Consider the following 26,062-nt stretch of genomic DNA (forward strand, 5'->3'; position numbering starts at 1 on the left):
GGTCCCCGCTCGTAGACCGCACGCCGTAGATCCCGTCCAATAGCGAGGTTGAGGGACGGCCGCTTCCCTCCGGACCTCCCGCACGCAACAGGGGTCCCGCTCATTACAGGCCGCCGTCTGGGCATACCAGGCGGCGGCCTGCCACGCATACAGAAGTTCAGGTCAGTCGTTCAAGACAGAGGTGGAACATTTCGCTCTCCAAGCAATAGTCTTATGACGTGTCCCAGCCGGGCCGAAATCGGGAGACTGGAGAGTGAGCTATGCGGGTATCCACAAAAGATCGAAAAGAACAGCTGATTTCAGCAACCGTGGAACTAATGAGGCGTAAGGGTGTTCAGTCCGTGACCATGCGGGCTATCGCTAAAGAGGCTAATGCCCCCTTGGCCACCGCCCATTATTGCTTCAGCGATAAAGAAGAGCTCATGGAGGCGGCCGCCGAGGCCTGGCTGAAGAACCTCAGCAGTTATTCCGGTGACGTCCCGGTCCACCTGGGGCTTCGTAAGGCGGTGGAACAAGTAGCCGAAGGCTACTGGCGAGCATTAGAAAAAGAACCGGCCAGCCTCCTTGCTGAGATCGAACTCATTCTGTGGGCAACACGCAATGCCCCCGGCAGCCCTCTGGCCGCGAAGATTTATCCTGCATACGAAGTGGAACTGGGAAATATATTCTCCTCCGCGGCCCAAAACAATGGTGACCAGTGCCGTATTGGCGTACCTGCGCTCGTAAGGTCTTTCCTGATGATCTACGACGGAGCGGCCCTGCAATACATGACCGACCCGAAGGCGACCGACCACCGCGCCTTGTTCTTCATGACGCTTGATGCACTGCTGACCAGAGCCGGCGTCTAAGACTCCCCTGCCGCCAACCGTGGCAACGCGGAGAGGTCAACAACCGGAAGGACGTGCCAGCACCGCTGCTTCCGACAGTGAAGCGGAGTTCATATCCCTAGAGGAACTCGGCCCGGCCCTCCATGGCCGATGACGCCAGTGCGTGCTCGCGCCGCGGTATCCTGCCGGCCGCTTTTGCCAGCCTGCCGGCGATGACGGCGTGTTTGAAGGCCTCGCCCATGAGCGCGGGGTTCTGGGCCCTGGTCACGGCCGTCGCCAGCAGCACGGCGTCGCAGCCGAGTTCCATGGCCAAGGCCGCGTCCGAGGCCGTGCCGATCCCGGCATCGAGCACCACGGGCACGGACGCCCGGGAGACGATCAACTCGATGTTGTGGGGGTTCAGGATGCCCAGGCCGGTGCCGATCGGGGCGCCCAGCGGCATCACGGCGGTGGCACCGAGGTTTTCCAGCCGGAGGGCAAGGACGGGATCGTCGTTGGTGTAGGCGAAGACCTTGAAGCCGCGGGCCACGAGTTGCTCTGTCGCGTCCACGAGCTCCACCGCGTCCGGCAGCAGGGTGTGCTCGTCGGCAATGACCTCGAGCTTGACCCAGTCGGTTTCCAGGGCCTCCCGGGCCAGCTCGGCGGTGAGGACGGCGTCCTTGGCGGTGAAGCAGCCGGCCGTGTTGGGCAGCACCCGGATGTGGTGGTCCACGAGCAGCTGGAACAGCGAGCCCGTCTCCGCCGGCGAATAGCGGCGCATCGCGACGGTGGTCAGTTCCGTCCCGGAGGCCAAAAGCGCCGCCCCCAGCCCGTCCAGGCTCGGCGCGCCGCCGGTGCCCATGATGAGGCGGGAGCCCAGCGTCACGCCGTCGATGACCAAGCGGTCGGTGCCTGTTCCTAGCCCGGTTGGAAGCGCAGTCGTTTCAGTCATCATCATTATCCTCCCTGAATTGCCGTAACGAGTTCGATGTCATCGCCCTCGGCAAGCGCCGTGCTGTGCCACTGGCTGCGGGGCACCACCTCGGAGTTGCGCGCTGCCGCCACACCCAGCCTTTGGCCGTCCCCGGCCTGCCCGTTGGCGGCAAGTTCCCGCCCTGTGACCTGGCTGACGAGCGTTGCAAGGGAGGCTTTTGCCCCCACGGCGTGGGTTTTGCCGTTCAGTGTGATGTTCATGCTGATTCCTTGTTCTGGTCAAATATGACTGGGGTTGCGGTGGCTGAGCCTGATTCGGCACGGACCCGCGCCTGTTGGCCAGGCTCCTAGGCGTGTCCAGAGCGCTTTTCGGGCGCATCAACGGCTTCGATTCGCGACCGCCTGGCCTCACGCCGGCCAGTGCAATGACCCTCCGAAGCGTTTGATCAGGTGCAACGGGTGTTCTCTCAGCCCGGCCAGCAGGTCACCCGTGTCACTAGAACAAAACCCTACCCGGACGATTCACACAGCGACCTATCAGAACGGGTAGTCTGAACCATTCCGAATTGGCGTTTCCCCTACCAACAAATGACAGGACGATTGGATGCAAGGCTCACCTCTGAAAGAGGAGACCCTTTTGGAAAGGAAGTCCGATGCTACAAACCTCCAATTCGTGTGTTGATACGTGGATGGGCAGGGGGGCCCTCCATGGTTCCGGTGATCGCCCGGCTGTACCGCGAAACAACGTGGTGACCTGCATCCATGGTCAAGGCCTGATCAAGCAGTCCGTCAGGAACATCTTTAACCAGAACACGGTGCCGCCGTCATGGCCCGGATGTTCGACACTAGGTCGGCATGAACGAAACGCTCTTGCGCATGACGTGACCCGCGGCCTGCTAATAGCACGTGTTCGTATTATGAACGCGGCATTCAAATTGAATGATCCGCTCAGCACTAAGCACCCAGAAGGAAGGCTTGAGAGGGAAAGCCATTATGTCCGAGGCGAAGGCGAATCAGGAGGATGTCGTCGATGACTGAGCGGTTGATCGACGGATACGATGGCGTGCTCGCGGACCTCGACGGCGTCGTTTACACCGGACCGCGGGCAATCGACGGGGCAACAAAGGCCCTGGAGAAGCTCGCGGGCGAAGGCAAGAGCCTCGCCTACGTGACGAACAACGCGTCCCGCTCGTCCGAGCAGGTGGCGGCCCATCTCCGGGAGCTAGGGGCTCCAGCCAGCGCGGAGCAGGTCTTCGGTTCGGCCTTGGCCGGCGCGGAACTGCTGGCCGGACAGATTGCTGCCGGGTCGGCAGTCCTCGTCGTCGGGAGCGAGACCCTCGCTGATGCCGTCAGGGCACAGGGGCTCGTCGTCGTCGGCACGGCCGATGACCGACCGGATGCCGTCATCCAGGGGTTCTCGCCGGGGCTGGGATGGAAGGACTTGGCGGAGGCTGCCTACGCCGTGGCCGCGGGTGCGGTCTGGGTGGCCACGAACACCGATATGTCCCTTCCGCAGGAGCGCGGGATCGCGCCGGGAAACGGTGCCCTCGTGGCGGCGGTTGCCGCTGCTACCGCGAAGTCGCCCTTGGTCGCAGGAAAGCCTGGGGCCGCCCTCTTCGAGACCGCGGCCCGCCACTCCGGAGTTGACCGTGCGATCGTGGTGGGGGACCGGCTCGACACCGACATCCTCGGTGGAAACCGCGCGGGGATGGCCACGGCGCTCGTCCTCACGGGCGTGGACTCGGTCGGCACAGCCTTGGCAGCACAGGTGGACCAGCGCCCGGACTATTTGATTGGCTCCCTCGGGGAGCTGTACGAGGAGTACCCGGCGGTAACGTTCGACGGCGTCTCGTACTCCTGCGGTGGGGCAGTTGCCTCTGCGACCGACTCGACGGTGACCATCAGCGGACGCGAGGACGACCTCGACAGCTGGCGTGCCGCATGCGCGGCATGGTGGGCAGTCCACCCCGAGGTGACCCCCGCTGCCGCGCCAGAGGTCAGCTTCACAACCGCTGGTTAGGCTCGAAGCAGGAATGACCGCTCAGCGGAGCGCAGGAAGGGCGCGAGGCAACTGATGATGGGGACGGCGCGACGGTGCGCTGCGTCCGCTGAGCGGGGACACGCACGTCGACCAGAACGCGGCCGTTCTCGACGGGCTGGATGACTTGCCCGTTGAGGAGCACACCGACATTTACCTCGAGGTCCATGACCGGGTTGAGCGACGAGCTGAACCAGGAGCAGAAAATGTCGCCACGCGGGAGCCCGTGGCGAAGCTGATCTCGGCGGGGCCAGGTCCTGACGGGAGGTCACAGTGGCCCTCCCAGCGGAACCGTCTCGACGTCGAGGAACGCGGCGAGGAGCACGTTAGTCGGGCCCAAGCTGAACTGTGCCCTGCCTGCCTTCCCGGTTGTGGACCCGACTGGCAAGCGACACCTCGACGGTGGTGCTTCAACCGGAGGCTTCACGGATGTCAGCCGTCGATATGGGCGCGACAGGTGACGTTAATACATGGACGCATCCGTTGAGCCTGCTACCAACTTTGCCTGGGCAGATTTGAGCCTTAATGGTGGACAAGTTCGCTTGTAACCCGGAGCCGTTCCGCCGAGGCCGCCCGGGATTCCAGCAGGCAAGAAGGTGCGGCGTCGCTGATCTTTTCCTGGATGCGGCAGACTGCGAGCCCCAGGTAGCGCATCTCCCCGAGGGTTTCATTCACCAGGCTTCCGGGCCTATCCGCGTAGCTGATGACGAGCAGTGCGTTGCTTGCTGCATATGTGAGCGCCAGGACCTTCCGGTTCCTGCCGGTAATGTGTGTGGGCTCATTTAGCCGGCGTGCGGGACGATCCACCCAGCGGTCTACCCAAACGGGTAGTTTAAACCATCCCGAATTAGCGTTTCCCCTCCCCGTGAATGACAGGACGATGGATGTCAGGCCCACCTTTGGAGGAGGAGAAGTGAATTTGACCGTGATGACCGGACCGGCCTCGGACGTATCCGGGGAAGCCTTCACCGGCAGCGTCTCCCTTGTCCTGGACGAGATCGCGGATACCGCCGCAGGCATCGAGGGGCAGCAGGTCGCCGACCTGGCCCGTCATCTCAGCCAGCCGGGCCGGGTGTTCGTGGCCGGCGAGAGCTCTGGCTCCGGCACGCCAACCTCGAATAACCGGGGCCCCTCAATTTCCATACCCGCCGTAGTTTCCACTCAATTTTCAACACCCACCGCGTTGCCCAACAGAAAGAAAACACCATCATGAAGCTCCAAGTTGCTATCGACTTCCTGACCACCGAAGCCGCCCTCGAACTCGCCGGCCAGGTTGCCGAATTCGTGGATATCATCGAACTCGGTACGCCGCTGATCAAGGCCGAAGGCCTCTCCGTCATCACCGCGATCAAGAACGCCCACCCGGACAAGGTCGTCTTCGCTGACCTGAAGACGATGGACGCCGGTGAACTTGAAGCCGACATCGCCTTCAAGGCCGGCGCCGACCTGGTCACCGTGCTCGGTGCAGCCGACGACTCCACCATCGCCGGCGCCGTCAAGGCCGCCAAGGCCCACAACAAGGGCATCGTCGTGGACCTCATCGGTGTCGCCGACAAGGTCACCCGTGCCAAGGAAGTCCGCGCCCTGGGTGCGAAGTTCGTCGAGATGCACGCCGGCCTGGACGAGCAGGCCAAGCCCGGCTTCGACCTGAACGGTCTGCTCCGCGCCGGCGCAGAAGCCCGCGTTCCGTTCTCCGTCGCCGGCGGCGTGAAGCTCGCCACCATCGCAGACGTCCAGAAGGCAGGCGCCGACGTCGCCGTCGCCGGCGGCGCCATCTACGGTGCAGCCGACCCCGCCCTGGCCGCCAAGCAGCTCCGCGCAGCCATCAACTAACCAGCCGGCCGCCCCCAATGACCGCGGCGGCCCGCACCTGACAAACGGTGCGGGCCGCCGCATCCACGCCCAACGAGCAGCGGCCCCCAGGCACCCGGCATCGTAGCTGCCAGGTGTCGCAGTCACTGCGTTGCCCCACCAGGTTGGGCTGCGCCGAACATCGAGGGATCGCGCAGGCTGATACGGGCCGCGGGAAGGACCAAAAAATGGGTCAGGAATCACTGGCGATATCGAACGGAAGTTGCAGACTCCCCCATCAGCAGTCTGTTCGGCAATGGGACTCCCTTCGGCACGGGGATTGCGTTGAGGTCTGGTCCACGGATTCGTCATACTATGTGGCCTATGTCGATGACCGCGCCGACGACGGCCGGCTGATATGGGTCATCGAGAACGGCACCGGCTGCCGCCGTCTCTTTATTCTTGGGGATCCCGTAACGCTGTATCTGGTCTAAGACGCACGGCCGTCGCTTTCGATGAGGGACCACATACGAAAATCCACTGCTCTCCTGGCCATCCTTTTCGCAGTCTGGCTGACCCTGGCCCTGGACGCTCCCGTCACGATCGTCGCGGACCCCGCGGACCCCGGCATCCGCCGCGTCCGCCTCACCCGGCCCGGCGGTGACATCCAGCTGTATCAGCCCGACCCCGCCATCGCGGAGCTGCCCCAGCCCGGCCAGCCGGCGCAGCGGATTTCCCTGCCGCGCCGCGGCCTCAAGGACTGCCTGGCAGAGGAACTCCGCCGCCTGGACCCCGACGAAGTCTTCGGCGATGTCCTTCCGGCGTCACGAGATAGAGCAAGAACGGTAATACCCCGCTTCAATCACTTGTAATCTTCTAACCTTGGAGTTTTGATGTCAGCACACATCGGTGTCACCGGCCTCGCGGTGATGGGGGCCAACCTCGCACGCAACCTGGCCCGGAACGGCTTCACCGTTGCCCTGCACAACCGGTCCGTGGAAAAGACAGACGCCCTCCTGGCAAAGCACGGTGACGACGGCGACTTCGTCCGCACCGAGACGTTGCAGGAGCTCGTCGACTCGCTGGAGAAGCCGCGCCGGGTCCTGATCATGGTCAAGGCCGGCAAGCCGGTGGACTCCGTGATCGAGCAGCTCGAACCGCTGCTGGAGCCCGGCGACATCATCATCGACGCCGGCAACTCGCACTACGAGGACACCCGCCGCCGCGAGGCCGCCCTGGCGAAGAAGGACCTGCACTTCGTCGGCATCGGCGTCTCCGGCGGCGAGGAGGGCGCCCTCAACGGCCCCTCGATCATGCCGGGCGGTTCCAAGGAGTCCTACGACGCCCTCGGCCCGCTGCTGGAAAAGATCGCCGCCCACGTCGACGGCAAGCCGTGCTGTGCCTGGATCGGCACCGACGGCGCCGGACACTTCGTCAAGATGGTCCACAACGGCATCGAATACGCCGACATGCAGGTCATCGGCGAGGCCTTCGATCTCCTGCGCTCCGGCGCCGGCATCGAACCGGCCGATCAGGCCAAGATCTTCGAAGAGTGGAACAAGGGCGAGCTGGCCTCCTTCCTGATCGAAATCTCCGCCGAGGTCCTCGGCCACGTCGACGCGAAGACCGGCAAGCCGTTCGTCGACGTCGTGGTGGACGCCGCCGGCCAGAAGGGCACCGGCCGCTGGACGGTCATCTCCGCGCTGGAGCTCGGCTCCCCGGTCTCGGGCATTGCCGAGTCCGTCTTCGCCCGCGCCCTGTCCTCCCAGGCCGAGCAGCGCGTGCTGGCCCAGGAACTGCTCGCCGGCGGCGAGGCCGCCGTCGAGGTCCCCGAAAGCTTCGTCGAAGACGTCCGCCAGGCGCTCTACGCCTCCAAGCTCGTCTCCTACGCGCAGGGGCTGGACATGCTCACCTCAGCGGCCAAGGAATACGGCTGGGACCTGAAGCTGGATGAAATCGCCTCGCTGTGGCGCGGCGGCTGCATCATCCGCGCCGAACTGCTCAAGGAGATCACCAAGGCGTACGCCGCGGCGGAGAAGCCGGCCAACCTGCTCTTCGCGCCGGCCTTCACCAAGGCGATCGCCGAGGTCCTCCCGGCCTGGCGCCGCGTGGTGGCCACCGCGGTCCAGCTCGGCATCCCGGTGCCGGTGTTCTCCTCCTCGCTGGCCTACTACGACGGCCTGCGCCGCAAGCGCCTGCCCGCCGCCGTGATCCAGGGCCAGCGCGACCTCTTCGGCGCCCACACCTACGGCCGCGTCGACGCCGAGGGCACCTTCCACACCCTCTGGGGCGAGGACAAGTCCGAGATCGCGGCAGTCGACACCCACTAGGCGGTGAGCTTGTCCCCGGTTCCCCCGGAGCCGGCCATCTGACTTCCGTCGTCCCGCCCCCACCGACGGTCCAACCGGCCCGTAGCCTTGATCCGCCGACGGGCTCGTTGGGGACCACGGGAATTGGTTTGGCCGGGCGCGTCGGGTTCGGGGCGGGCCGGAGTGCCCGGCCCCGCTACCGGTGGTGTCCCACCGTGGTCCTTGGGTATTTCGGTACGGGGCGGCCTGCCAGATCTTTGAAGATCCGGTTCAACAGCTCCGTCCTGGGGGTTTCCCAGGGCGCTGTCATTCAGATCGGCGTTGACCTGCTCGATGATCGCGTGCCCGCGGTGGGTCTTATCGGCGGCAACGGTGTCGAGGGCCCCGGTGGCGATGAACGCACGGAGCCGGCAGGTCGGGAAGATCGTCGGCTGCCCGGGGCTGGCGCGCGGGTTCAGGTCCTGGATCCTGCGGACGAGCAGACGACCGAGGACGCGTTCGCCCTGTTTCCGGAAACTGAACGCGGTGAACGGTGTTTCGACGGCGGAGATCCAGGGCATCGGCAATGAGCCGTGCCGCGCCGCGGGGCGAACCGGCCGACCTCATATGCGAGCCCCAGGACCTGCCGATTCCTGCCGGTAATGTGTGCTTCTCCTGACCAGGCCGCGTCTCCCGTCAGTGATGCGCGCAGCTGCTGCAGTTCACCGATGGACACCTTGGCAACGGTATCGACGGGCAATGGAACGAAGGAGTGGCCACGGCAGCCCGGGCTCGGTCACTTTATGCAGGGGAACGAATGCTGTGGGCTCATTTAGCCGGCGTGCGGGACGATCCACCCAGCGGTCTACCCAAACGGGTAGTTTAAACCATCCCGAATTAGCGTTTCCCCTCCCCGTGAATGACAGGACGATGGATGTCAGGCCCACCTTTGGAGGAGGAGAAGTGAATTTGACCGTGATGACCGGACCGGCCTCGGACGTATCCGGGGAAGCCTTCACCGGCAGCGTCTCCCTTGTCCTGGACGAGATCGCGGATACCGCCGCAGGCATCGAGGGGCAGCAGGTCGCCGACCTGGCTCGTCATCTCAGCCAGCCGGGCCGGGTGTTCGTGGCCGGCGCGGGCCGGAGCGGCCTGGTCCTGCGGATGGCCGCCATGAGGCTGATGCACCTGGGCTTGAATGTCCACATCGCCGGTGACACCACCACTCCCGCAATCGCTTCCGGTGACCTGCTCCTGGTGGCCTCCGGATCGGGGACGACCTCGGGAGTGGTCAAGTCAGCCGAAACGGCGGCCAAGGCGGGAGCACGGATCGCAGCGTTCACCACCAACGCGAGTTCACCGCTCGCCGGCCTCGCCGACGCCCTGGTGATCATTCCCGCCGCGCAGAAGACCGACCACGGCTCCAGCGTTTCCCGCCAGTACTCGGGGTCCCTGTTCGAGCAGGTGCTGTTCCTCGCCACCGAAGCCCTCTTCCAGTCGCTGTGGGACAACACCGATGTGCCCGCCGAAGAGCTCTGGCTCCGGCACGCCAACCTCGAATAACCGGGGCGCAAATCTCACCCGCCGTAGTGTCCACTCAATTTTCAACACCCACCGCGTTGCCCAACAGAAAGAAAACAACATCATGAAGCTCCAAGTTGCTATCGACCTCCTGACCACCGAAGCCGCCCTCGAACTCGCCGGCCAGGTTGCCGAATTCGTGGATATCATCGAACTCGGTACGCCGCTGATCAAGGCCGAAGGCCTCTCCGTCATCACCGCGATCAAGAACGCCCACCCGGACAAGGTCGTCTTCGCTGACCTGAAGACGATGGACGCCGGTGAACTTGAAGCCGACATCGCCTTCAAGGCCGGCGCCGACCTGGTCACCGTGCTCGGTGCAGCCGACGACTCCACCATCGCCGGCGCCGTCAAGGCCGCCAAGGCCCACAACAAGGGCATCGTCGTGGACCTCATCGGTGTCGCCGACAAGGTCACCCGTGCCAAGGAAGTCCGCGCCCTGGGTGCGAAGTTCGTCGAGATGCACGCCGGCCTGGACGAGCAGGCCAAGCCCGGCTTCGACCTGAACGGTCTGCTCCGCGCCGGCGCAGAAGCCCGCGTTCCGTTCTCCGTCGCCGGCGGCGTGAAGCTCGCCACCATCGCCGACGTCCAGAAGGCAGGCGCCGACGTCGCCGTCGCCGGCGGCGCCATCTACGGTGCAGCCGACCCCGCCCTGGCCGCCAAGCAGCTCCGCGCAGCCATCAACTAACCCCCTCCTTCGGAAAGACCGGCGGCGCACGGGTGTTCGTCTTGGCCGGCTCTTCGACCAAGACGAAGGGTATGAGGGCATTTTTGGACATCCGGTCCGTATCTCATCGGACCAAAACAGCACGGCGGCACAACCTAAGCAAAGAGCCGTCAAATTCCTGGAACATCTCAGGAGCTGAAGCCCCCACAGACCCGACCCCCTTTTTGGAAAGGCAGCCCGATGCTACAAACCTCAGATTCCTGTCTTGATGCGTGGATGGGCCGGGAGGCCCTCGCCGAGGCCATGATCCCCGTGATCGGCCGGCTGTACCGCGAGAACAACGTGGTGACCTCCATTCACGGGCGCAGCCTGATCAACAACTCCACCATGAACATCCTCAAGGCACACCGCTTCGCCCGCCGGATCGGCACGGACGAATTGCTCCTGGAGGAGACTGCCCCGCTGCTGAACACCTTGGCACAGCTGGAGCCCGGTCCGGCTTCGATCGACATCGCCCGGCTGAACCAAAAATTTAAGGAAAAGGGCAACGGTGCCACCCTGGAGGAGTTCCTCCGCGCGGAACTCGCCGAGCTCGTGGGCAAACGCGGCGGCGATGACCGCACCAGCACCGACGTCGTCCTCTACGGCTTCGGCCGCATCGGCCGGCTCCTGGCCCGCCTCGTGATCGAAAAGACCGGCGGCGGCCACGGCCTGCGCCTGCGCGCCATCGTGGTGCGCCGCGGCTCGGACAACGACCTCGCCAAGCGCGCCAGCCTGCTGCGCCGCGACTCGGTCCACGGCTCCTTCGAAGGCACCATCAAGGTGGACCTCGAAAACGACACCATCACCGCCAACGGCGTGCAGATCCAGGTCATCTACTCGGACAACCCCGCCACGGTCGACTACACCGCCTACGGCATCAAGGACGCCCTGGTGGTGGACAACACCGGCCGCTGGCGCGACGCCGAGGGCCTGTCCCAGCACCTGCAGAGCAAGGGCGTCTCCCGCGTCCTGTTGACGGCTCCGGGCAAGGGCGAGCTGAAGAACATCGTGCACGGCATCAACCACGGCACCATCACCGATTCGGACACGATCGTCTCGGCCGCGTCCTGCACCACCAACGCCATCACCCCGGTCCTGAAGGCCATTAATGACAGGTTCGGCGTGGTCCACGGCCACGTGGAGACCGTCCATTCCTTCACCAACGACCAGAACCTGATCGACAACTTCCACAAGGGCGACCGCCGCGGCCGCTCCGCAGCGCTGAACATGGTGATCACCGAGACCGGTGCCGCCAAGGCCGTGGCCAAGGCGCTGCCCGAACTGCTCGGCAAGCTCACCGGAAGCTCCATCCGCGTCCCCACCCCCGATGTGTCCCTGGCCATCCTGAACCTGAGCCTGGTCAACGGCACCACCAAGGACGAGGTCAACAACTTCCTCCGCCAAATGTCACTGCACTCGGAGCTGCGCAGGCAGATCGACTACATGGACTCCCCCGAGGTGGTCTCCACCGACTTCGTCGGCTCGCGCCGCGCCGGCATCGTCGACGGCCTCGCGACCATCTCCAATGACAAGAACCTGGTCCTGTACGTCTGGTACGACAACGAGTTCGGCTACAGCTGCCAGGTGGTCCGCGTCATGGAAGAGATGGCCGGCGTGAAGCGGCCGTCCTTCCCCGCCACGGATGTCGTTGAGGAGGCCATGTCGGTGCTTGCCGCCCTGGGATAAATTCCACCGCTGCTTAACCGAGCCGCGGCCATCACCACCTGCCCGCCGGAGACGTTACCGGCGGGCGGCAGCAGAAAGGAAAATCCAATGAGCAAAACCTTCCAGCCCGCAGAGCTCTTCGCGGGAGAGCTAGACGAATCCCTGCTCGGCCCTCCCCTGGCCGAGGTGCTAGGCGACGAGATTCCAACGAGAATTTCCATCCCCTTCACCAGCGACGACTCCCGCATCCTCTCTGGAGTCTGGGAGGCCGAACCCGGCCTCTCGCGGTGGGAGTTTCTGGAGCGCGGTGAGGTGATTCACGTCCTTGAAGGGCGCATGGTGGTCACTGAGGACGGCGGTGAACCGGTCACACTGGAGGCCGGAACCGCCGGCTTCTTTCCCATCGGGTGGCGAGGGACCTGGGAGATCCAGGAACGGATCAGAAAATTCTTTGTGATCTTCACGCCCTGACCGCCAAAGCTCTGCCGGCCCAGGCCCGGGGCTACACCCCGGGCCTGGCAGGTTTTGGCGCGTGATCGCTGCATGGTGTCCTGCCTGTAAACCCTCTCCTATGATTTGAGCCGAAACATGAAAATTGGAATCCTCACCAGCGGTGGCGACTGCCCCGGTCTAAACGCCGTTATCCGCGGCGCCGTCTTGAAGGGCATTGCCATCCATGGTCACGAATTCGTGGGCTTCCTGGACGGCTGGCGCGGCGTGGTTGAGGGCGACATCATCGAGATTCCCCGCACTTTGGTCCGGGGCATCGCGAAGCAGGGCGGAACCATCCTTGGTACCTCCCGCACCAACCCGTTTGAGAACGGCGGCGGCCCCGGGGTCATCAAGGCGCACATGGAGCGATTGGGCATCGACGCGATCATCGCCATCGGCGGTGAGGGAACCCTGGCTGCGGCCAAGCGCCTGACCGACGCCGGGCTCAAGATCGTGGGCGTCCCCAAGACTGTAGACAACGACCTTGACGCCACGGACTACACCTTCGGTTTCGACACCGCCGTGCAGATCGCCACCGAGGCCCTCGACCGGCTGCGGACTACCGGAGAATCGCACCATCGGTGCATGATCGTGGAGGTGATGGGCCGTCACGTGGGCTGGATCGCGCTGCACGCCGGCATGGCAGCGGGCGCCCACGCCATCCTCATTCCGGAGCAGAAGGTCAGCATCGAGCAAATTGCCCAGTGGGTGAAGGAAGCCCACACTCGAGGCCGCGCACCACTGGTAGTGGTGGCCGAAGGGTTTGTCCCGGACCATATGGAATCCCCGCACTCCGAGCGCGGGCTGGATACCTTTGGGCGGCCCCGGCTCGGCGGGATCGCGGACCAGCTGGCCCCGGAACTGGAAGCCCGGACCGGCATTGAAACGCGCGCCACTGTTCTGGGCCATATCCAGCGCGGAGGCGTGCCGTCAGCCTTCGATCGTGTCTTGGCGACCCGCCTGGGCATGGCCGCCGTCGACTCTGTCGTGGAAGGCTTCTGGGGCACCATGGTTGCCCTGAAGGGCACGGAGATCGAGCAAGTGGGCTTCAAGGAGGCCCTGGGCCAGCTGAAGTCCGTTCCGCAAAAGCGTTACGACGAAGCCGCAGTCCTGTTCGGCTGAGCCGGTCGCACGGCGGCCTAGGCGCCGGGGGAATCGGCTCGCGGACCGCAGAGATCCTGCCAGCGTCGGTCCAGGAGCTTAATGCCTCAGTAGAGCGCTGGACAAGATCCCATGGCCACAACCACCGTTGTCCGGTAGCCAGAGGTTGACTGCGTCATGTGCCAACCTCAGGCGCAGGAGCAGATGGTCCTACATGCGCCTGGTGCCGCTCGCCGAACGAACCCGTCTCAATCCCATCGCCGAGCGGCGGGCCAGCGCCAGAATGTGGTTCCGGTTCAGACGCGCCCCTCTTGTTTCCGTGCTGCCCTGTCGAGAGCTTCCAACACCCGCGCGTTGTTTGCCGCGTCCGTGAGATCGTAGCGGAGCGGCGTTCCGTTTAGGACGCTGTCGGCGAAGTGTTCGCCCATCAGTACGAAGTGGTTTTCGCCCTTGACCTCGTGATAGATCGTGTCCTGCCCGAAGTGATGCTCCTCCAGGACCGAATCCTCCGCCAGGAGCCCAAAAGGATTGTCGAGGTAGAGCCGTCCCTCGGTGCCCGTGAGTTCCACGAAGTTGCGGCGCTCGAGGTTCACTCCGGTATCAAAAAGCGCGGTTGCGCCGCCGGGAAAGCGGAGCATGCCTGCAACGCTGGTGTCGATTCGTCCTCCGTCGTTGGCTTCGCGGTAGTTGCCAAAGGCGGCGGCTCGAGCCGGCTCCTGGGCCGTGACCATCCGGCTCATGTTGACGCAGTAGCACCCCGTATCGAAAAGTGCGCCGCCACCGAGCCCGGCATACCAGCGGATGTTGTCGTCCCCGCCCGCATCGAAGGAGTGACCGACGTGGACAAAAGTCAATTTGCCCACCGCATGGGCCGCGAGTAGTTCTTGCAGCTTCTCGAAACGCGGGTGAAAACGGTACATAAAGCCTTCTAAGACTTTGAGCCCGGTCTCCTCGGCCTTGCGCGTAATCTCCTCGCACTCGGCGGCGCTCATCGCCAAGGGTTTTTCACAGAGGACGTGTTTTCCTGCGTCCAAGGATTTAAGAATCCATTCGAGGTGCAGGGCATTCGGCAGCGCAATGTAGACGGCGTCGATGTCCGGGGAAGCGAGCAGCGCCTCATAAGAGCCAAACGCCTGTGGTACGCCGTGCCGGTCGGCGTACTCCTTGGCCCTTTCCTCGGTGCGGGACGCAATACCTGTGACCTCCCCATTTTTCGTTTCCTGCAACGCCGGAATCGTCTTGCGGACGATCCGGGCGGTGCCCAGGACGCCCCAACGCAATTTCTCGCTCACTGAAGACTCCTTGTTGCAGGCTGTCTGCCCAGGAAGGGCGGTAGATAAGACCGTCGGTTTGAGTTCGGGCAGTTTACAGGGTGAGCATAGGGCGGTTCCACGCCCGGTTGCGGTTGATGGGTTTCGGATCGTACTGCATTGAGGGATCTTGGCGCCCACGCCCTCGTGGCTGGAAGCTTTCCATGGATCGGTCCACGGCTTCCTGGCCGAGCGCGAGGTGCTGGTAGATCTCAGTCTCGGCAGGCAGGAGCGTGGGCTCGGGGCCCATCAGGTTCTTGCGGAACTCGTCGGACATGACTAGAAGGTCTTGCCGACAGAGCCGAGCTGCTGCGCGGCTTCGACCACACGGGCCGCGAGGCCGGCCTCGGCGGAGGCGCCCCAGACGCGGGGATCGTAGAGCTTCTTGTTGCCGACCTCGCCGTCGACCTTCAGGACGCCGTCGTAGTTGCGGAACATGTGGTCCACCACCGGGCGGGTGTAGGCGTACTGGGTGTCGGTGTCGATGTTCATCTTGATCACGCCGTAGGAGACCGCGTCGGCGATTTCCTTCTCCGAGGAGCCGGAGCCGCCGTGGAAGACGAGGTCGAACGGGGTGGCCTTGCCGATCTTGGCGCCGACCTGCTCCTGGATGTCCTTGAGGATCTCCGGGCGCAGCTTGACCCCGCCCGGCTTGTACACGCCGTGCACGTTGCCGAAGGTCAGCGCCGTGATGTAGCGGCCGTTCTCGCCGGAACCAAGCGCGTCGATGGTGGCCAGGGCGTCCTCGACCGTGGTGTACAGCTTGTCGTTGATGGCGTTCTCGACGCCGTCTTCCTCGCCGCCGACCGTGCCGATCTCAACCTCGAGGATCATCTTGGCGGCCGCGGTGCGCTCGAGCAGTTCCCGGGCGATCCGCAGGTTTTCCTGCAGGGTCTCGGCGGAGCCGTCCCACATGTGCGAGTTGAAGAGCGGGTTGCGGCCGGCCTTGACCTCGGCCTCGGACGCGGCGAGCAGCGGCAGCACGAAGCCGTCCAGCTTGTCCTTGGGGCAGTGGTCCGTGTGCAGGGCGATGTTCACGCCGTAGTTCCTGGCGACCTCGCGGGCGAACGCGGCGAAGCCCAAGGAACCGGCAACCATGTCCTTGGTCGAGGCGCCGGACCAGTAGGCCGCACCGCCGGTGGAGACCTGGACGATGCCGTCGGACTCGGCCTCGGCGAAACCGCGCAGGGCAGCGTTGAGGGTCTGGGAGGACGTGACGTTGACGGCCGGGAACGCGAAGCCGCCCGTCTTTGCGCGGTCGATCATCTCGGAGTAGATCTCTGGGGTTGCAATGGGCATGCTGACTCCTGAAGTGAATTTTGTTTTGGCCACGCCTGCCACAAGCACGTGCCGGACAGTCCCCAGGCCCCGCGCAGTCCTTGGAAAGGATTGCGCGGGGCCCCAGTGAAGCTACTCGGCAACCTCGCCGGTGGTTTCATAGGTGGCGATCTTGCCGATGCGGCGTTCGTGGCGCTCGGCGTTGCTGAACGGTTCGGCCAGGAAGGCTTCGATCAGTTCCGTGGCTTCCTGAACAGTGTGCTGGCGGCCACCGACTGCCACGACGTTGGCGTTGTTGTGTTCGCGGGCCAGTTTGGCGGTGTCGAGGTTCCATGCCAGGGCCGCACGCACGCCCTTGACCTTGTTCGCGGCGATCTGCTCGCCGTTGCCGGACCCACCCAGCACTATCCCGAGGGCGTCCACGCCGGCGGCCTGGTCGGCCACGACGGCGTGGGCGGCCTTGATGCAGAAGGCCGGGTAGTCGTCCTCGGCGTCGTAGGCCGCAGGCCCGTGGTCCACCATCTCGTAGCCGCTTGCTGACAGGGCGGTGATGAGGTGGGAGCTGAGCTCCATGCCGGCGTGGTCGGTTGCGATGTGAACGCGCATGATTGGTCCTTCAGGCTTGTTGGAATACGACGGTGTTGGGGCGCGGGGCGAAAGCGAGTTGGCCGTTGGCGCGCAGCGAGTCGATTGCCTCCTCAGGCGACGGCTTGCCGAATACGGCCGATCCGGCCACGAAGACGTTGGCACCGGCCTCAGCGGCGCGGATGATGGTTTCCTCGGTGATGCCGCCGTCGACCTGGATGGCCACGTTCACGCCCGAACCGTCCACCGCCGCGCGGGCACGGCGGATCTTGGGCAGCATGACGTCCAGGAATGCCTGGCCGCCAAAACCCGGCTCCACCGTCATGATCAACAGCATGTCCAGTTCCGGGAGCATGTCCAGGTAGGGATCCACAGGGGTGGCCGGGCGCAGCGCCATGCCTGCCTTGGCACCGCGTGCGCGAAGTTCGCGGGCGAGTTTGATGGGGGCGTCGGACGCCTCGACGTGGAACGTCACCGAGTCCAGGCCTGCGTCGGCGAACTGCGGCGCCCAGCGGTCCACATTGGAGATCATCAGGTGAGCGTCCAACGGCACAGGGCTGACCTTTTGCAGCCGTTCCACGACGGGCAGGCCGATGGTCAGGTTCGGCACGAAGTGGTTGTCCATGACATCCACGTGCACGGCGTCGGCGTTGCTGATGCGGGCCAGCTCGGCCTCGAGGTTGACGAAGTCGGCCGAGAGGATGCTGGGGTTGATGCAGCAATTCAAGGGTGAAGTGAACATGGTGTCTGCCTTTCGTTAGCGGCCTGCGTGGAGACCCCCAGAGGGTCTCCACGCAGCCGAGAGGGACGGCGGATGGCTCGGTGGTCAGGCGGCTTTTCGTGCGGTGGTGAGAGCCTCGTTGACGTCGGCCAGGAGTTCTTTCCAGCTGGCCACGAATTTGTCCAGGCCCTCGGACTCGAGCAGTGCGACGACATTGTTGTAGGAGATGCCGAGGTTTTCGAGGGCGGTGAGGACGGTATTCGCTTCGGCGTAGCTGCCGGTGATGGTATCGCCGGTGACGACGCCGTGGTCGAAGGTGGCGTCGAGGGTTTTCTCGGGCATGGTGTTGACGACGCCGGCGGCGGCGAGCCCGGTGACGTAGAGGGTGTCCGGGTAGGCCGGGTCCTTCACGCCGGTGGAGGCCCACAGGGGGCGCTGCGGGAGGGCGCCGGCTTCGGCCAGGACGGCCCAGCGTTCGGTGGAGAAGAGTTCCTCGTAGACCTGGTAGGCAAGGCGGGCGTTGGCAACGCCCGCCTTGCCCTTGAGGGCCTTGGCTGCGTCGGTGCCGATCGCGTCGAGGCGCTTGTCGATCTCGGAGTCCACGCGGGAGACGAAGAACGAGGCCACCGAGTGGATCCTGGCGAGGTCGTGACCGTTTTCCTTGGCAAGTTCCAGGCCGGACTGGAAAGCGTTGATAACTGCCCGGTAGCGTTCCAGAGAGAAAATCAGGGTCACGTTGACGCTGATGCCTTCGCCCAGGACTGCCGTGATGGCCCCGAGGCCTTCACGGGTTGCCGGGATCTTGATGTGGACGTTGTCCTTGTCTACCTTCTTATAGAGGTTCTTGGCTTCGGCGATGGTGCCGGCGGTGTCCCAGGCCAGGCGCGGGTCGACTTCGATGGAGACACGGCCGTCGACGCCGTTGGTGGCCGCGGCGATGGGGGCGAACAGGTCACAGGCGTCGGCAACGTCGGTGGTGGTGATCTCGAAGATCGTCTCCTCGACGCCGGCGCCCTGCGCGGCAAGTTCGGCGATCTTTGCGTCGTAGTCCGAACTGGAAGTGATCGCAGCCTGGAAGATGGACGGGTTGGTGGTCACACCCACCACGTTCTTTTCGTCGATGAGCTTCTGCAGGCTGCCGCTGGCGAGACGCTCGCGCGAGAGGTCATCGAGCCAGATGGACACACCGGCGTCGGACAGCTGGGCGGTGGGGGTTGCGTTGGTCATGATGCTTCTTCCTTCAAAAAATTATGGACTGGTGACAGTTCGCTGTCGCGCCGCGGGCCGTCTCCTATGAGTCCGTCCCGCGGCGCGCCGGCCGCAGTGCCGGTAAAAGGTCAGTTGCGGGCAGCGGTCAGGGAGTCCTTGGCGGCAGCGGTGACAGCCTCCGCGGTGATGCCGAACTCCTGGAACAGGCGCTTGTAGTCTGCCGAAGCGCCGTAATGCTCGAGGCTGATGGAACGGCCGGCGTCGCCGACGAATTCCTTCCAGCCCAAGGCCAGGCCGGCTTCCACGGAGACGCGGGCCTTGACGGCAGAGGGCAGCACGGACTCGCGGTAGGCCGCGTCCTGCTTGTTGAACCACTCGACGCACGGCATGGAGATGACACGGGCGGCGATACCTTCAGCCTGGAGGGTCTCGCGGGCCCGAACGGCCAGCTGGACCTCGGAGCCGGTAGCGATCAGCAGCACGTCGGCCGGAACGGTTGTGCCGTCCTTGGCTGCTTCGGCCAGCACGTAGCCGCCCTTGGCCACACCCGCCGGGGAAGCGAACGTGTCACCCTGTGCTGCGCCGTTACCGCGGGCGAAGGTGGGGACGTTCTGGCGGGTCAGGACGATGCCTGCCGGGTTCTCATGGTTCTCCAGCATGGTCTTCCACGCGATGCCCACCTCGTTTGCGTCGCCGGGGCGGACCACGTCCAGGCCCGGAATGGCGCGCAGGGTGGAGAGCTGCTCCACCGGCTGGTGGGTGGGGCCGTCCTCGCCAAGGCCGATGGAGTCGTGGGACCACACGTAGATGGACGGAACACCCATCAGGGCGGAGAGGCGGATGGCCGGGCGCTGGTAGTCACTGAAGATCAGGAAAGTGCCCGAGAACGCGCGGGTCCGGCCGTGCAGCGAGATGCCGTTCACGATCGACGCCGCGGCGTGTTCGCGGATGCCGAAGTGCAGGACCCGGCCGTTGGGGTTGCCCTTCCACGCATCCGTGGAGCGGGAGACCGGGATGAACGACGGCGAGCCTTCGATGGTGGTGTTGTTGGACTCCGCGAGGTCGGCCGAACCGCCCCACAGCTCCGGCATGACCGGACCGATAGCGTTCAGGACCTTGCCGGACGCTGCGCGGGTGGAGACATCTTTTCCGGCTTCGAAGACCGGCAGGGTTTCGTCGAGTCCGGCGGGAAGCTTCTTGGCTTCGATCCGCTCCAACAGGGCAGCGCCCTCAGGGTTGGCCGACTGCCACGCCTCGAACGAGGCATCCCATTCGCTGCGGGCGGCGGCGCCCCGGTTGACCACGGCTCGGGCGTGGGCAAGGACGTCCTGATCCACCTCGAAGGACTTGGCCGGATCGAAGCCGAGGACCTCCTTGAGGCCTGCCACTTCGTCGGCGCCCAGGGCTGAGCCGTGGATCTTGCCGGTGTTCTGCTTCTTCGGGGCCGGGTACCCGATGATGGTGCGCAGCGAAATGATGGACGGCTTGGAGGTCTCGGCCTTCGCGGCGAGCAGGGCCGAGTAGAGCTCTTGGACGTCTTCGACGTAATCGCCCGTCTCGGTCCAGTCCACGCGCTGGGTGTGCCAGCCGTAGGCCTCGTAACGCTTCAGGACATCCTCGGTGAAGGAGATGTCGGTGTCGTCCTCGATGGAGATGTGGTTCTCGTCGTAGACCACCACGAGGTTGCCCAGTTCCTGGTGCCCGGCCAGCGAGGAGGCCTCAGAGGTCACGCCCTCCTGGATGTCGCCGTCGGACGCGATGACCCAGATGGTGTGGTCAAACGGGGACGTGCCCTCGGCAGCGTCCGCGTCGAACAGGCCGCGCATCCGGCGCTGGGAGTAGGCGAAGCCCACCGAGGAGGCCAGGCCCTGGCCCAGCGGGCCGGTGGTGATCTCGACGCCGGCGGTGTGCTTGTATTCCGGGTGGCCGGGAGTCAGAGAATCCCAGGTTCGGAGCGCCTTGAGGTCGTCCAGTTCCAGGCCGTAGCCGGAGAGGAACAGCTGGATGTAGAGGGTCAGGGAGGAGTGGCCCGGTGACAGGATGAACCGGTCACGTCCCAGCCAGTCCGGGTCGCGGGGATCGTGGCGCATGAGCTTCTGGAAGAGAAGGTACGCCGCCGGAGCCAGGCTCATCGCGGTGCCGGGGTGGCCGTTGCCGACCTTCTCCACGGCGTCTGCGGCCAAAATGCGGGCGGTGTCCACGGCGCGCTCGTCCTCGAGCGTCCAGTGGAGTGTTGCTGAAGTTTCAGTGTCGGGGGCCGTCACGTTTGTTGTCGGGTTCACAGTCTGTCCTTTGGATCTGGTCGGCCTGGAGAGGCCGGACGGATACTTTCTGGTTGGTATCCATAATTGCGAACCAAATGGGCAGGGGTAACACTGTTTTCTGACGGTTCTTACTACCCTTTTGGGTTGGGTTGGCGTGCGTTCCCGGGTATGCTGTCCGGATGAGCGCAGCTGCCGACCCATCGCTGAAGGAATTCACCATGCCGCTTCCAGATCTGCCGTGGCCGCTTTTGCAGGGCGTGGCAACTTTGGCCGACGCCCCCTTGGCCCAGATAGCGGACCGCCTGCGTGATGCCACGCTCCCCTACATGGGAAGCAGCGCTCTGGTTATCTTCACGGAAGACTGCACAGGCCGGCCGCAGAAGAAGTCGGGCGACGAAGACATCATCTCCCGAGTCTCCATCACCGAACTGGACACGCTTCGCAGCGCCCTTAAGGATGAGGCGCCCTGGTTCGGGGAGGCCGAGCTCGCCGGCCAGACCCGCCCCGTACTTGCCATGAAACACGCTTCCAGCAACGCCCTCCTCGTCCTCACCGATCCCCCTGCAGATCCGGGACGCGACGCCCGGCTGGAGCTGGTGACGTATCTATGGCACCTTACTGCGCGGCGGATCCGGGAGAAGGTGGCGGATGCACCGCCGTCGTACCTGCTTGAATCGCGGGCGGCATCCGCTGAACGCCTCCGCGTGACGGCGGAATTGACCGATCTGCACTCCACCACCTTGGAGACCCTCCTGGCAGCCCTGCGTTCAACCTCCTTGGACGATGCGGCAGCCCGCTCAACCGTCACTGACCTCGCCGCCAAGGCATTGATCGGGCTCCGGACCCACAGCGACCGCACAACAGACCTGGTAAAAGAGCCCGTCGCCAAGGCCTTCGAACGCCTGCGGGAGGACCTGCGGCCGCTCACCCGCTACAGCGGCATCGAGATCGAATTTATCGAGCCGCCGCTGAACGGAAGGGCCCTGCCCGGCGAAGTTGCCCACGCGGCACGGGCCATCGTCCGCGGACTTGTGCTGGCCATGACGGAGCAACCGGATGTCAGCAGGGTACGGACGCAGTGGGACTGCGACGGCGAAAACCTGCTGATCAACGTCCGCGACGACGGCCGGGGTGCACTCAAAGCCGACGCGCCGAGCATCGCCCGCCTGGACCGCCGGGTCCAGGCGCTCACCGGCCAGCTGCGGATCGACGTTATGCCAGGCTGGGGTGCGGACGTTTTTGTTACCCTCCCCCTGGACCTGCAAACGCGCCCGACCGGGGATGTGGCCGGATGGGACCTTGCCGCCCGGGAACTCGAGGTGCTCCAGCACCTTGTTGCCGGGCACCGCAACCGGACCATCGCCTCAACGCTGGGCATTAGCGAGAATACGGTCAAGTTCCACGTGCGGAACCTGTTCAGGAAGCTCGACGTCGGCTCACGCACCGAGGCCATCGCTCTGGCACACAGCCATGGGCTCCGGTGACGGTGTAAGAAACACTGCGGCTCCGGAACACTCTGTGCCACGTCGAAAAAAGGGCAGCGCACCCGGGACGAAGCGGGCCATCGCTAGGAGACTGCTCGCCGGTCACGCAGGCCAGGATTCAGGCGTCTGGACCATCAGCAGCGCGAGCGACAAGGTGGAAATCGTCCAGATGCATTGAGTCTTCCAGCACTTGTCTCACAGCACTCGGGCCGCATGAGGAAACAGAGAGCGCCGGCGGGACCAAGCGCTCCGTAGTCGACGATTCCTTGGGTATGACATATGGCAGGACTGACCCAGGTCAGGTCAGGTCAGGTCATTGGCGTTATCGTGGCCTCGGCCATCGCTGTGGCGACCCGCGGAGTGGGGCGGCACGGAACCGGGGAGGACTGTAGGAAAAGGGCTGCCACAAAGCGAGTACGGGATCCTAAAAGCCCAGCGGACTGCTGTTTCGGGTTCGGTCTGCCCAAGGTTCAGTGGACAGTTTGAGCTGGCATTTTGTGCATCGGCCGAGTCGTCTTGATTATTGACTCAGGCTCAATCCGGGTTAGCCCGGGTCAGCGGCGGGATTACGGGCCGCGGAGCCGGCGTTTGATGATGACGGACAGCGCGACGAACGCAATCACCAGGACGAGAGAGACGGTTCCGGCTGTGATCAGTCCCGCCGGGACGGCACCGCTGGTGTCTGCCGGAGCCGGGCCGGGGGACGACGACGGCGTTGCGGGGGCGGCCGTGTTGGCGGCACCGGCGGTGAAGGTGAAAGTTCCGTCGATGGGATGCCCGTCGGAGGACACCACCCGCCAGACCACCGTGTAGTCGCCTTCCGGCGCGCCGGCCTTGACCGCCTGGCTGACGTGGTTGTCGAGGATAGCTACGGACCCGTCGGCCTGGTCGGTGCCGGTGGCGTCCTGGACGCGGACCACGGAACCGATCGCGATCGGGGTGTGGCTGAAGGTCAGGCCGATCTTGGCCGGAACGGTGCCGACAACCGATCCGTTGGCCGGGTCGGTCGTCTCGAGGGCATCGTGGGCCTGCGCCGCGGCGGCGGGAACCATCAGGAATGCTGCCGTCGCCAGGGTCGGCAGGAAACGGCCGGCCCGGTATCCGGAACGGTGACGGGGTGGGGTTTTCACGGGCGGGTCCTTTCGGCGGCCGGCGCCGGGGCGTCGTAGGGCCGTGGGGCCGGGGGCTGCGGCGGGATGAGGTGCGTCCCGCCACAGCCCCGGAGGCCTTGGTGATTACTTGGCGGCGCGGGCGCGGCGGCCGGCTAGGACAAGGCCCAGGGCCGCTGCACCGAGGACGAATCCGGCGCCGCTCAGGACTGTGCCCCACACGGATGCCGCGTTGCCGGAGACGTCGGAAGTCTGGCTCGCGGGGGCCGCGGCCACCGGGGACGCGGTGGCTGTGGCGCCGGTTCCGTCTTCGGCGGTCGTGGTGAAGGACGGGGCCGGGTGCTTGGGCTCGGGCTGGCCCTCAGCGGCTTGTCCGTCCCAGTTGACGACGGTCCCGTCGGTGTAGGTCTGCGCCGCCGGCAAGGTCACGGCGGTCCCGGCGGCGGGGAGTTTGCCCACGGACAGCGAGAACGACTGGTATTGGTCCTGCCCGATCTGGTGCGCCTCATCCGCGGTCCAGACCACGGAGCTCGGTGCCTTGGTGACGGTGGTGCCGGACACGGTCACCGGCGTGGGCAGCTTGCTGGTGATGACCTGCGCAGTCCAGCCCTCGACGGGCTTGACCGAGACGGCAGTGAACGGGGTCCCGGTGGGCAGCGTGACTTCGAGTTTGCTGGTCTTCGCGGTCGGGGATTCGTTCGGGACGTTGAAGGTCAGGTGCGAGTAGCCGTTCGCGCCAGTGTCGTCGGGGTCGACCTTGACGTGGGCGGAGGCTGCGGTGGCGCCCAAGGCGATCAGCCCCACCGTCGCGGTCGCAGCGGTGACGGTCTTGAGGGTACGGCGGATAGAGGTTTTCATGAACATGCCTTCCAAAAACGGGTTGCGCCAAGGGGCCGCGGGTGCGGCGGCGCAGGAGAGGGAATCACGCGGCCGGGCACCGGCAAGGGATCGCCCCGGTTATGGCCAGGGTCCGGCCGGGCGGGCGCGTGGGTGTGGCTGGGCCGCTCTCAGGGAGCGGGGTGGGCGCACGGCGGGCCGCGCAGGGCCGGCAGCCGGAGGCTTCTCCACCGGGAAGGAATGACGGTGAGTGGCGGCGCAGGAAGGCGCGGCCAGTCAGGAATGAGCACGGCCTTCAGGAGCCGGATCAGAGGGCGCAGCCAGGCTGCCAGCGCCCACAGGGCCGCCTCGCCCCGGGCCAGGAGCACTGCTGTGGCCAGGGTCGCTGCGGTGTGCAGGACCAGCATCAGGCCACCGGGCGCAGCGGTGTGCTCCGGCATCAGGGCCGCCACTGACGGGAGCGCCGGCCCGATTCCATGCAGATGCCCGCCGGACACGGCAGTGAATCCCGACGATACCGACAGGGCATCGAAGGCCTCATGCAAGGCCAGTTGGCCGGCCCCGAGCAGCCCGGCCATCACCGGTGCCGTGATCCTGATCCTGGTCAGGACCATCACGGGCGCCAGGACCAGGACCAGGAGCCCAAGAGCTATGGCCGGCGCGGGCAGTTCGCCGCCGGCCAGGACGTGCGCTCCGGCGGCCAGCGCGAACACCGCGGCCGTCACCGCAACGGCACGGGGGAAACGCAACGGGGCACTCATGCCAATCCCCACCCTTCCCTTCCGAGAGGCTGCCGGGCTCCACTCTAGATTGCCAACTCATCGTTGGCGGCATCGACATTTGCAAATTCTCTCGATCGAAACCATGAGGGCCAGACGCAGTTCCTCCCGCAGTTCCTGTGTGTCGGTCCAACGGTTTGATGCGTCGGCGGCAGGCCCGGTATGCGTTGGTATCCAGTTCGAGCAAGCTGGTTTGGCCGCCATGGACCAGACGGGCACGCACCAGGGCCCGGTCAGTTCCGAACCGACGGAGCGGCGCGTCCGAAAAGACGCGGAAGGAACCGGGCGTGGCCGAATACCCGGAGGCCAGGCATCACGGGGTAACGGTAGTCATCCGGGTCTACGCCGTCGCCGGCCCGCGCAGCGTTCATGCCGGCGTCGGTGCGATTCCGGCATACGGCTGTGTGGGCCGGGGTCATGCGGCCAGGGCGGCGAACATCAGGGCCATGACTGCGGCGCCGAGGGCTTCGAGTCCGTGTTCTGGGCGGACGGAGCGCATTGGCCCCGCCGCGTGGCGGAGAGTGGTTGTCGTTACCCGGGCACACAGTAAAAAGATAAGGAAAACCACTGCCGCGGTGGCGAAGATGATTGTCAGTGGGATGGCGAGATTGGGCAGGTGATTGAGGGTTGCGGTGGCTGTAGTGGGGGTTGCGGCTGTCATCGCGTGGTGGGCGTGCGGCATTGACGTTCCGCCTGGCGGAACAATTTCGTGGCTCGCTGTTGTGGTCATCTGACCCATCATGGTGGCCATGAGGGCGGCGCCGGCCATGCTGAGGCTGTGGTAAGCGCATTTGAGCCGGCCTTGGCTGCCGGCGCAGAGTATTTTGAATTCCGGCCGGGCGACCGCCTGAATGATAAACCACAGTGCCGCGCCGGCGAGGACTGCGATCTGGGCCAGCATGGTCGAGGGCGCGAGGTTCCACAGCATGGCCGCCATCAGGGCGTTCATAAGGGCATGGAGACTGTAGTTAACGCGGTCGGTGACGTGGTGGGACCGTGTCGCCTGCAGAACGTGATAGCTTCCGCCAAGCAGCAGCACGGCCGTGAGGGTCCAGGTAATTGCGGGGATATTGAACACGCGG

24 protein-coding genes and 5 pseudogenes are annotated in these 26,062 nt (G+C 65.2%); 13 read left to right on the forward strand and 16 right to left on the reverse strand.

Features of this window, described 5'->3' with window-relative positions; genetic code table 11:
* Positions 1–260: 260 nt before the first annotated feature.
* Positions 261–848: a TetR/AcrR family transcriptional regulator gene (locus LDO15_RS19640; RefSeq protein ID WP_223981470.1), complete on the forward strand. Its 588-nt coding sequence runs from the start codon at positions 261–263 to the stop codon at positions 846–848.
* Between the two features lie 97 nt (positions 849–945).
* Here the strand turns inward: LDO15_RS19640 and LDO15_RS19645 are convergent, their stop codons facing one another.
* Positions 946–1,758 carry a thiazole synthase gene (locus LDO15_RS19645; RefSeq protein ID WP_223981473.1) on the reverse strand — a complete coding sequence of 271 codons (813 nt, stop codon included), beginning with the start codon at positions 1,756–1,758 and terminating at the stop codon, positions 946–948.
* A 5-nt stretch (positions 1,759–1,763) separates the two neighbouring features.
* Positions 1,764–2,000: a sulfur carrier protein ThiS gene (thiS, locus tag LDO15_RS19650; protein WP_223981476.1), complete on the reverse strand. Its 237-nt coding sequence runs from the start codon at positions 1,998–2,000 to the stop codon at positions 1,764–1,766.
* Between the two features lie 769 nt (positions 2,001–2,769).
* Here thiS and LDO15_RS19655 point away from each other — a divergent pair.
* Positions 2,770–3,759: an HAD-IIA family hydrolase gene (locus tag LDO15_RS19655; RefSeq protein WP_223981479.1), complete on the forward strand. Its 990-nt coding sequence runs from the start codon at positions 2,770–2,772 to the stop codon at positions 3,757–3,759.
* 350 nt (positions 3,760–4,109) lie between these two features.
* Positions 4,110–4,211 (forward strand): annotated as a pseudogene (locus LDO15_RS19660) (16S/23S rRNA (cytidine-2'-O)-methyltransferase); the annotation flags it as partial.
* Positions 4,212–4,299: 88 nt separating this feature from the next.
* Here LDO15_RS19660 and LDO15_RS19665 read toward each other — a convergent pair.
* The gene (locus LDO15_RS19665; RefSeq protein WP_223981482.1) at positions 4,300–4,452 is read right to left on the reverse strand and encodes a hypothetical protein; all 153 of its coding nucleotides are present in this window, start codon (positions 4,450–4,452) and stop codon (positions 4,300–4,302) included.
* A 238-nt stretch (positions 4,453–4,690) separates the two neighbouring features.
* Here LDO15_RS19665 and LDO15_RS19670 point away from each other — a divergent pair, with 238 nt between their 5' ends.
* From LDO15_RS19670 to gndA, 4 genes and pseudogenes are all read left to right on the forward strand, one after another.
* Positions 4,691–4,990 carry a hypothetical protein gene (locus LDO15_RS19670; protein WP_223981485.1) on the forward strand — a complete coding sequence of 100 codons (300 nt, stop codon included), beginning with the start codon at positions 4,691–4,693 and terminating at the stop codon, positions 4,988–4,990.
* Positions 4,987–5,610: a 3-hexulose-6-phosphate synthase gene (gene hxlA / locus LDO15_RS19675; protein ID WP_223981488.1), complete on the forward strand. Its 624-nt coding sequence runs from the start codon at positions 4,987–4,989 to the stop codon at positions 5,608–5,610. Before LDO15_RS19670 ends, hxlA (LDO15_RS19675) begins: the two co-directional genes overlap by 4 nt.
* 512 nt (positions 5,611–6,122) lie before the next feature.
* A pseudogene (locus LDO15_RS19680) lies at positions 6,123–6,440 on the forward strand (OpcA/G6PD domain-containing protein); the annotation flags it as partial.
* Between the two features lie 21 nt (positions 6,441–6,461).
* Positions 6,462–7,898 (forward strand): NADP-dependent phosphogluconate dehydrogenase, encoded by a 1,437-nt coding sequence (gene gndA, locus LDO15_RS19685; RefSeq protein WP_223979531.1) that lies wholly within the window; start codon positions 6,462–6,464, stop codon positions 7,896–7,898.
* Between the two features lie 269 nt (positions 7,899–8,167).
* Here gndA and LDO15_RS19690 read toward each other — a convergent pair.
* A pseudogene (locus LDO15_RS19690) lies at positions 8,168–8,416 on the reverse strand (IS1380 family transposase); the annotation flags it as partial.
* A 418-nt stretch (positions 8,417–8,834) separates the two neighbouring features.
* Here LDO15_RS19690 and hxlB point away from each other — a divergent pair.
* From hxlB to LDO15_RS19715, 5 genes are all read left to right on the forward strand, one after another.
* Positions 8,835–9,419, forward strand: coding sequence for a 6-phospho-3-hexuloisomerase (hxlB, locus tag LDO15_RS19695; RefSeq protein WP_223987562.1), 585 nt, complete (start codon positions 8,835–8,837; stop codon positions 9,417–9,419).
* Between the two features lie 82 nt (positions 9,420–9,501).
* Positions 9,502–10,125 carry a 3-hexulose-6-phosphate synthase gene (gene hxlA / locus LDO15_RS19700; protein WP_223981493.1) on the forward strand — a complete coding sequence of 208 codons (624 nt, stop codon included), beginning with the start codon at positions 9,502–9,504 and terminating at the stop codon, positions 10,123–10,125.
* A gap of 219 nt (positions 10,126–10,344) precedes the next feature.
* The gene (locus LDO15_RS19705; protein WP_223981495.1) at positions 10,345–11,832 is read left to right on the forward strand and encodes a glyceraldehyde-3-phosphate dehydrogenase; all 1,488 of its coding nucleotides are present in this window, start codon (positions 10,345–10,347) and stop codon (positions 11,830–11,832) included.
* 87 nt (positions 11,833–11,919) lie between these two features.
* On the forward strand, positions 11,920–12,282 hold the full coding sequence (locus tag LDO15_RS19710) for a cupin domain-containing protein (RefSeq protein WP_091256992.1): 363 nt from the start codon (positions 11,920–11,922) through the stop codon (positions 12,280–12,282).
* A gap of 117 nt (positions 12,283–12,399) precedes the next feature.
* Entirely contained in the window at positions 12,400–13,425 is a 1,026-nt protein-coding gene (locus tag LDO15_RS19715) for an ATP-dependent 6-phosphofructokinase (RefSeq protein ID WP_223981497.1), read from the forward strand.
* 275 nt (positions 13,426–13,700) lie between these two features.
* On the opposite strand, the gene LDO15_RS19720 is transcribed toward LDO15_RS19715, so the two are convergent.
* The 7 genes and pseudogenes from LDO15_RS19720 to tkt form a co-directional block, all read right to left on the reverse strand.
* Entirely contained in the window at positions 13,701–14,696 is a 996-nt protein-coding gene (locus LDO15_RS19720; protein WP_223981499.1) for a Gfo/Idh/MocA family oxidoreductase, read from the reverse strand.
* A 190-nt stretch (positions 14,697–14,886) separates the two neighbouring features.
* A pseudogene (locus LDO15_RS19725) lies at positions 14,887–14,991 on the reverse strand (DUF3151 domain-containing protein); the annotation flags it as partial.
* A 2-nt stretch (positions 14,992–14,993) separates the two neighbouring features.
* Complete coding sequence (gene fbaA, locus LDO15_RS19730) at positions 14,994–16,013, reverse strand: class II fructose-bisphosphate aldolase (RefSeq protein WP_223983702.1); 1,020 nt, start codon at positions 16,011–16,013, stop codon at positions 14,994–14,996.
* 111 nt (positions 16,014–16,124) lie between these two features.
* Complete coding sequence (locus tag LDO15_RS19735) at positions 16,125–16,598, reverse strand: ribose-5-phosphate isomerase (RefSeq protein WP_223981503.1); 474 nt, start codon at positions 16,596–16,598, stop codon at positions 16,125–16,127.
* A 10-nt stretch (positions 16,599–16,608) separates the two neighbouring features.
* The gene (gene rpe, locus LDO15_RS19740) at positions 16,609–17,319 is read right to left on the reverse strand and encodes a ribulose-phosphate 3-epimerase (RefSeq protein ID WP_223981505.1); all 711 of its coding nucleotides are present in this window, start codon (positions 17,317–17,319) and stop codon (positions 16,609–16,611) included.
* Positions 17,320–17,403: 84 nt separating this feature from the next.
* Positions 17,404–18,525, reverse strand: coding sequence for a transaldolase (tal, locus tag LDO15_RS19745; protein WP_223981508.1), 1,122 nt, complete (start codon positions 18,523–18,525; stop codon positions 17,404–17,406).
* Positions 18,526–18,635: 110 nt separating this feature from the next.
* Positions 18,636–20,771: a transketolase gene (gene tkt, locus LDO15_RS19750; RefSeq protein WP_223987564.1), complete on the reverse strand. Its 2,136-nt coding sequence runs from the start codon at positions 20,769–20,771 to the stop codon at positions 18,636–18,638.
* A gap of 218 nt (positions 20,772–20,989) precedes the next feature.
* Between tkt and LDO15_RS19755 the strand changes: the two genes are divergently transcribed.
* Complete coding sequence (locus LDO15_RS19755; protein WP_223981510.1) at positions 20,990–22,255, forward strand: response regulator transcription factor family protein; 1,266 nt, start codon at positions 20,990–20,992, stop codon at positions 22,253–22,255.
* 566 nt (positions 22,256–22,821) lie between these two features.
* On the opposite strand, the gene LDO15_RS19760 is transcribed toward LDO15_RS19755, so the two are convergent.
* The 5 genes and pseudogenes from LDO15_RS19760 to LDO15_RS19780 all read right to left on the reverse strand — a co-directional run bounded on the left by LDO15_RS19760 (position 22,822) and on the right by LDO15_RS19780 (position 26,058).
* Positions 22,822–23,385, reverse strand: a complete 564-nt coding sequence (locus LDO15_RS19760) for a copper resistance CopC family protein (protein ID WP_223981512.1) — start codon at positions 23,383–23,385, stop codon at positions 22,822–22,824.
* Between the two features lie 105 nt (positions 23,386–23,490).
* Positions 23,491–24,222, reverse strand: a complete 732-nt coding sequence (locus LDO15_RS19765) for a YcnI family protein (RefSeq protein ID WP_223981514.1) — start codon at positions 24,220–24,222, stop codon at positions 23,491–23,493.
* A gap of 149 nt (positions 24,223–24,371) precedes the next feature.
* On the reverse strand, positions 24,372–24,962 hold the full coding sequence (locus LDO15_RS19770; RefSeq protein WP_223981516.1) for a hypothetical protein: 591 nt from the start codon (positions 24,960–24,962) through the stop codon (positions 24,372–24,374).
* A 157-nt stretch (positions 24,963–25,119) separates the two neighbouring features.
* Positions 25,120–25,287: pseudogene (locus tag LDO15_RS19775) on the reverse strand (DNA replication and repair protein RecF); the annotation flags it as partial.
* A gap of 108 nt (positions 25,288–25,395) precedes the next feature.
* Positions 25,396–26,058, reverse strand: coding sequence for a DUF5134 domain-containing protein (locus LDO15_RS19780; RefSeq protein ID WP_223981518.1), 663 nt, complete (start codon positions 26,056–26,058; stop codon positions 25,396–25,398).
* Between the last annotated feature and the right edge of the window lie 4 nt (positions 26,059–26,062).

It is taken from the genome of Arthrobacter sp. NicSoilB8 (assembly GCF_019977355.1).
Lineage (GTDB): Bacteria > Actinomycetota > Actinomycetes > Actinomycetales > Micrococcaceae > Arthrobacter.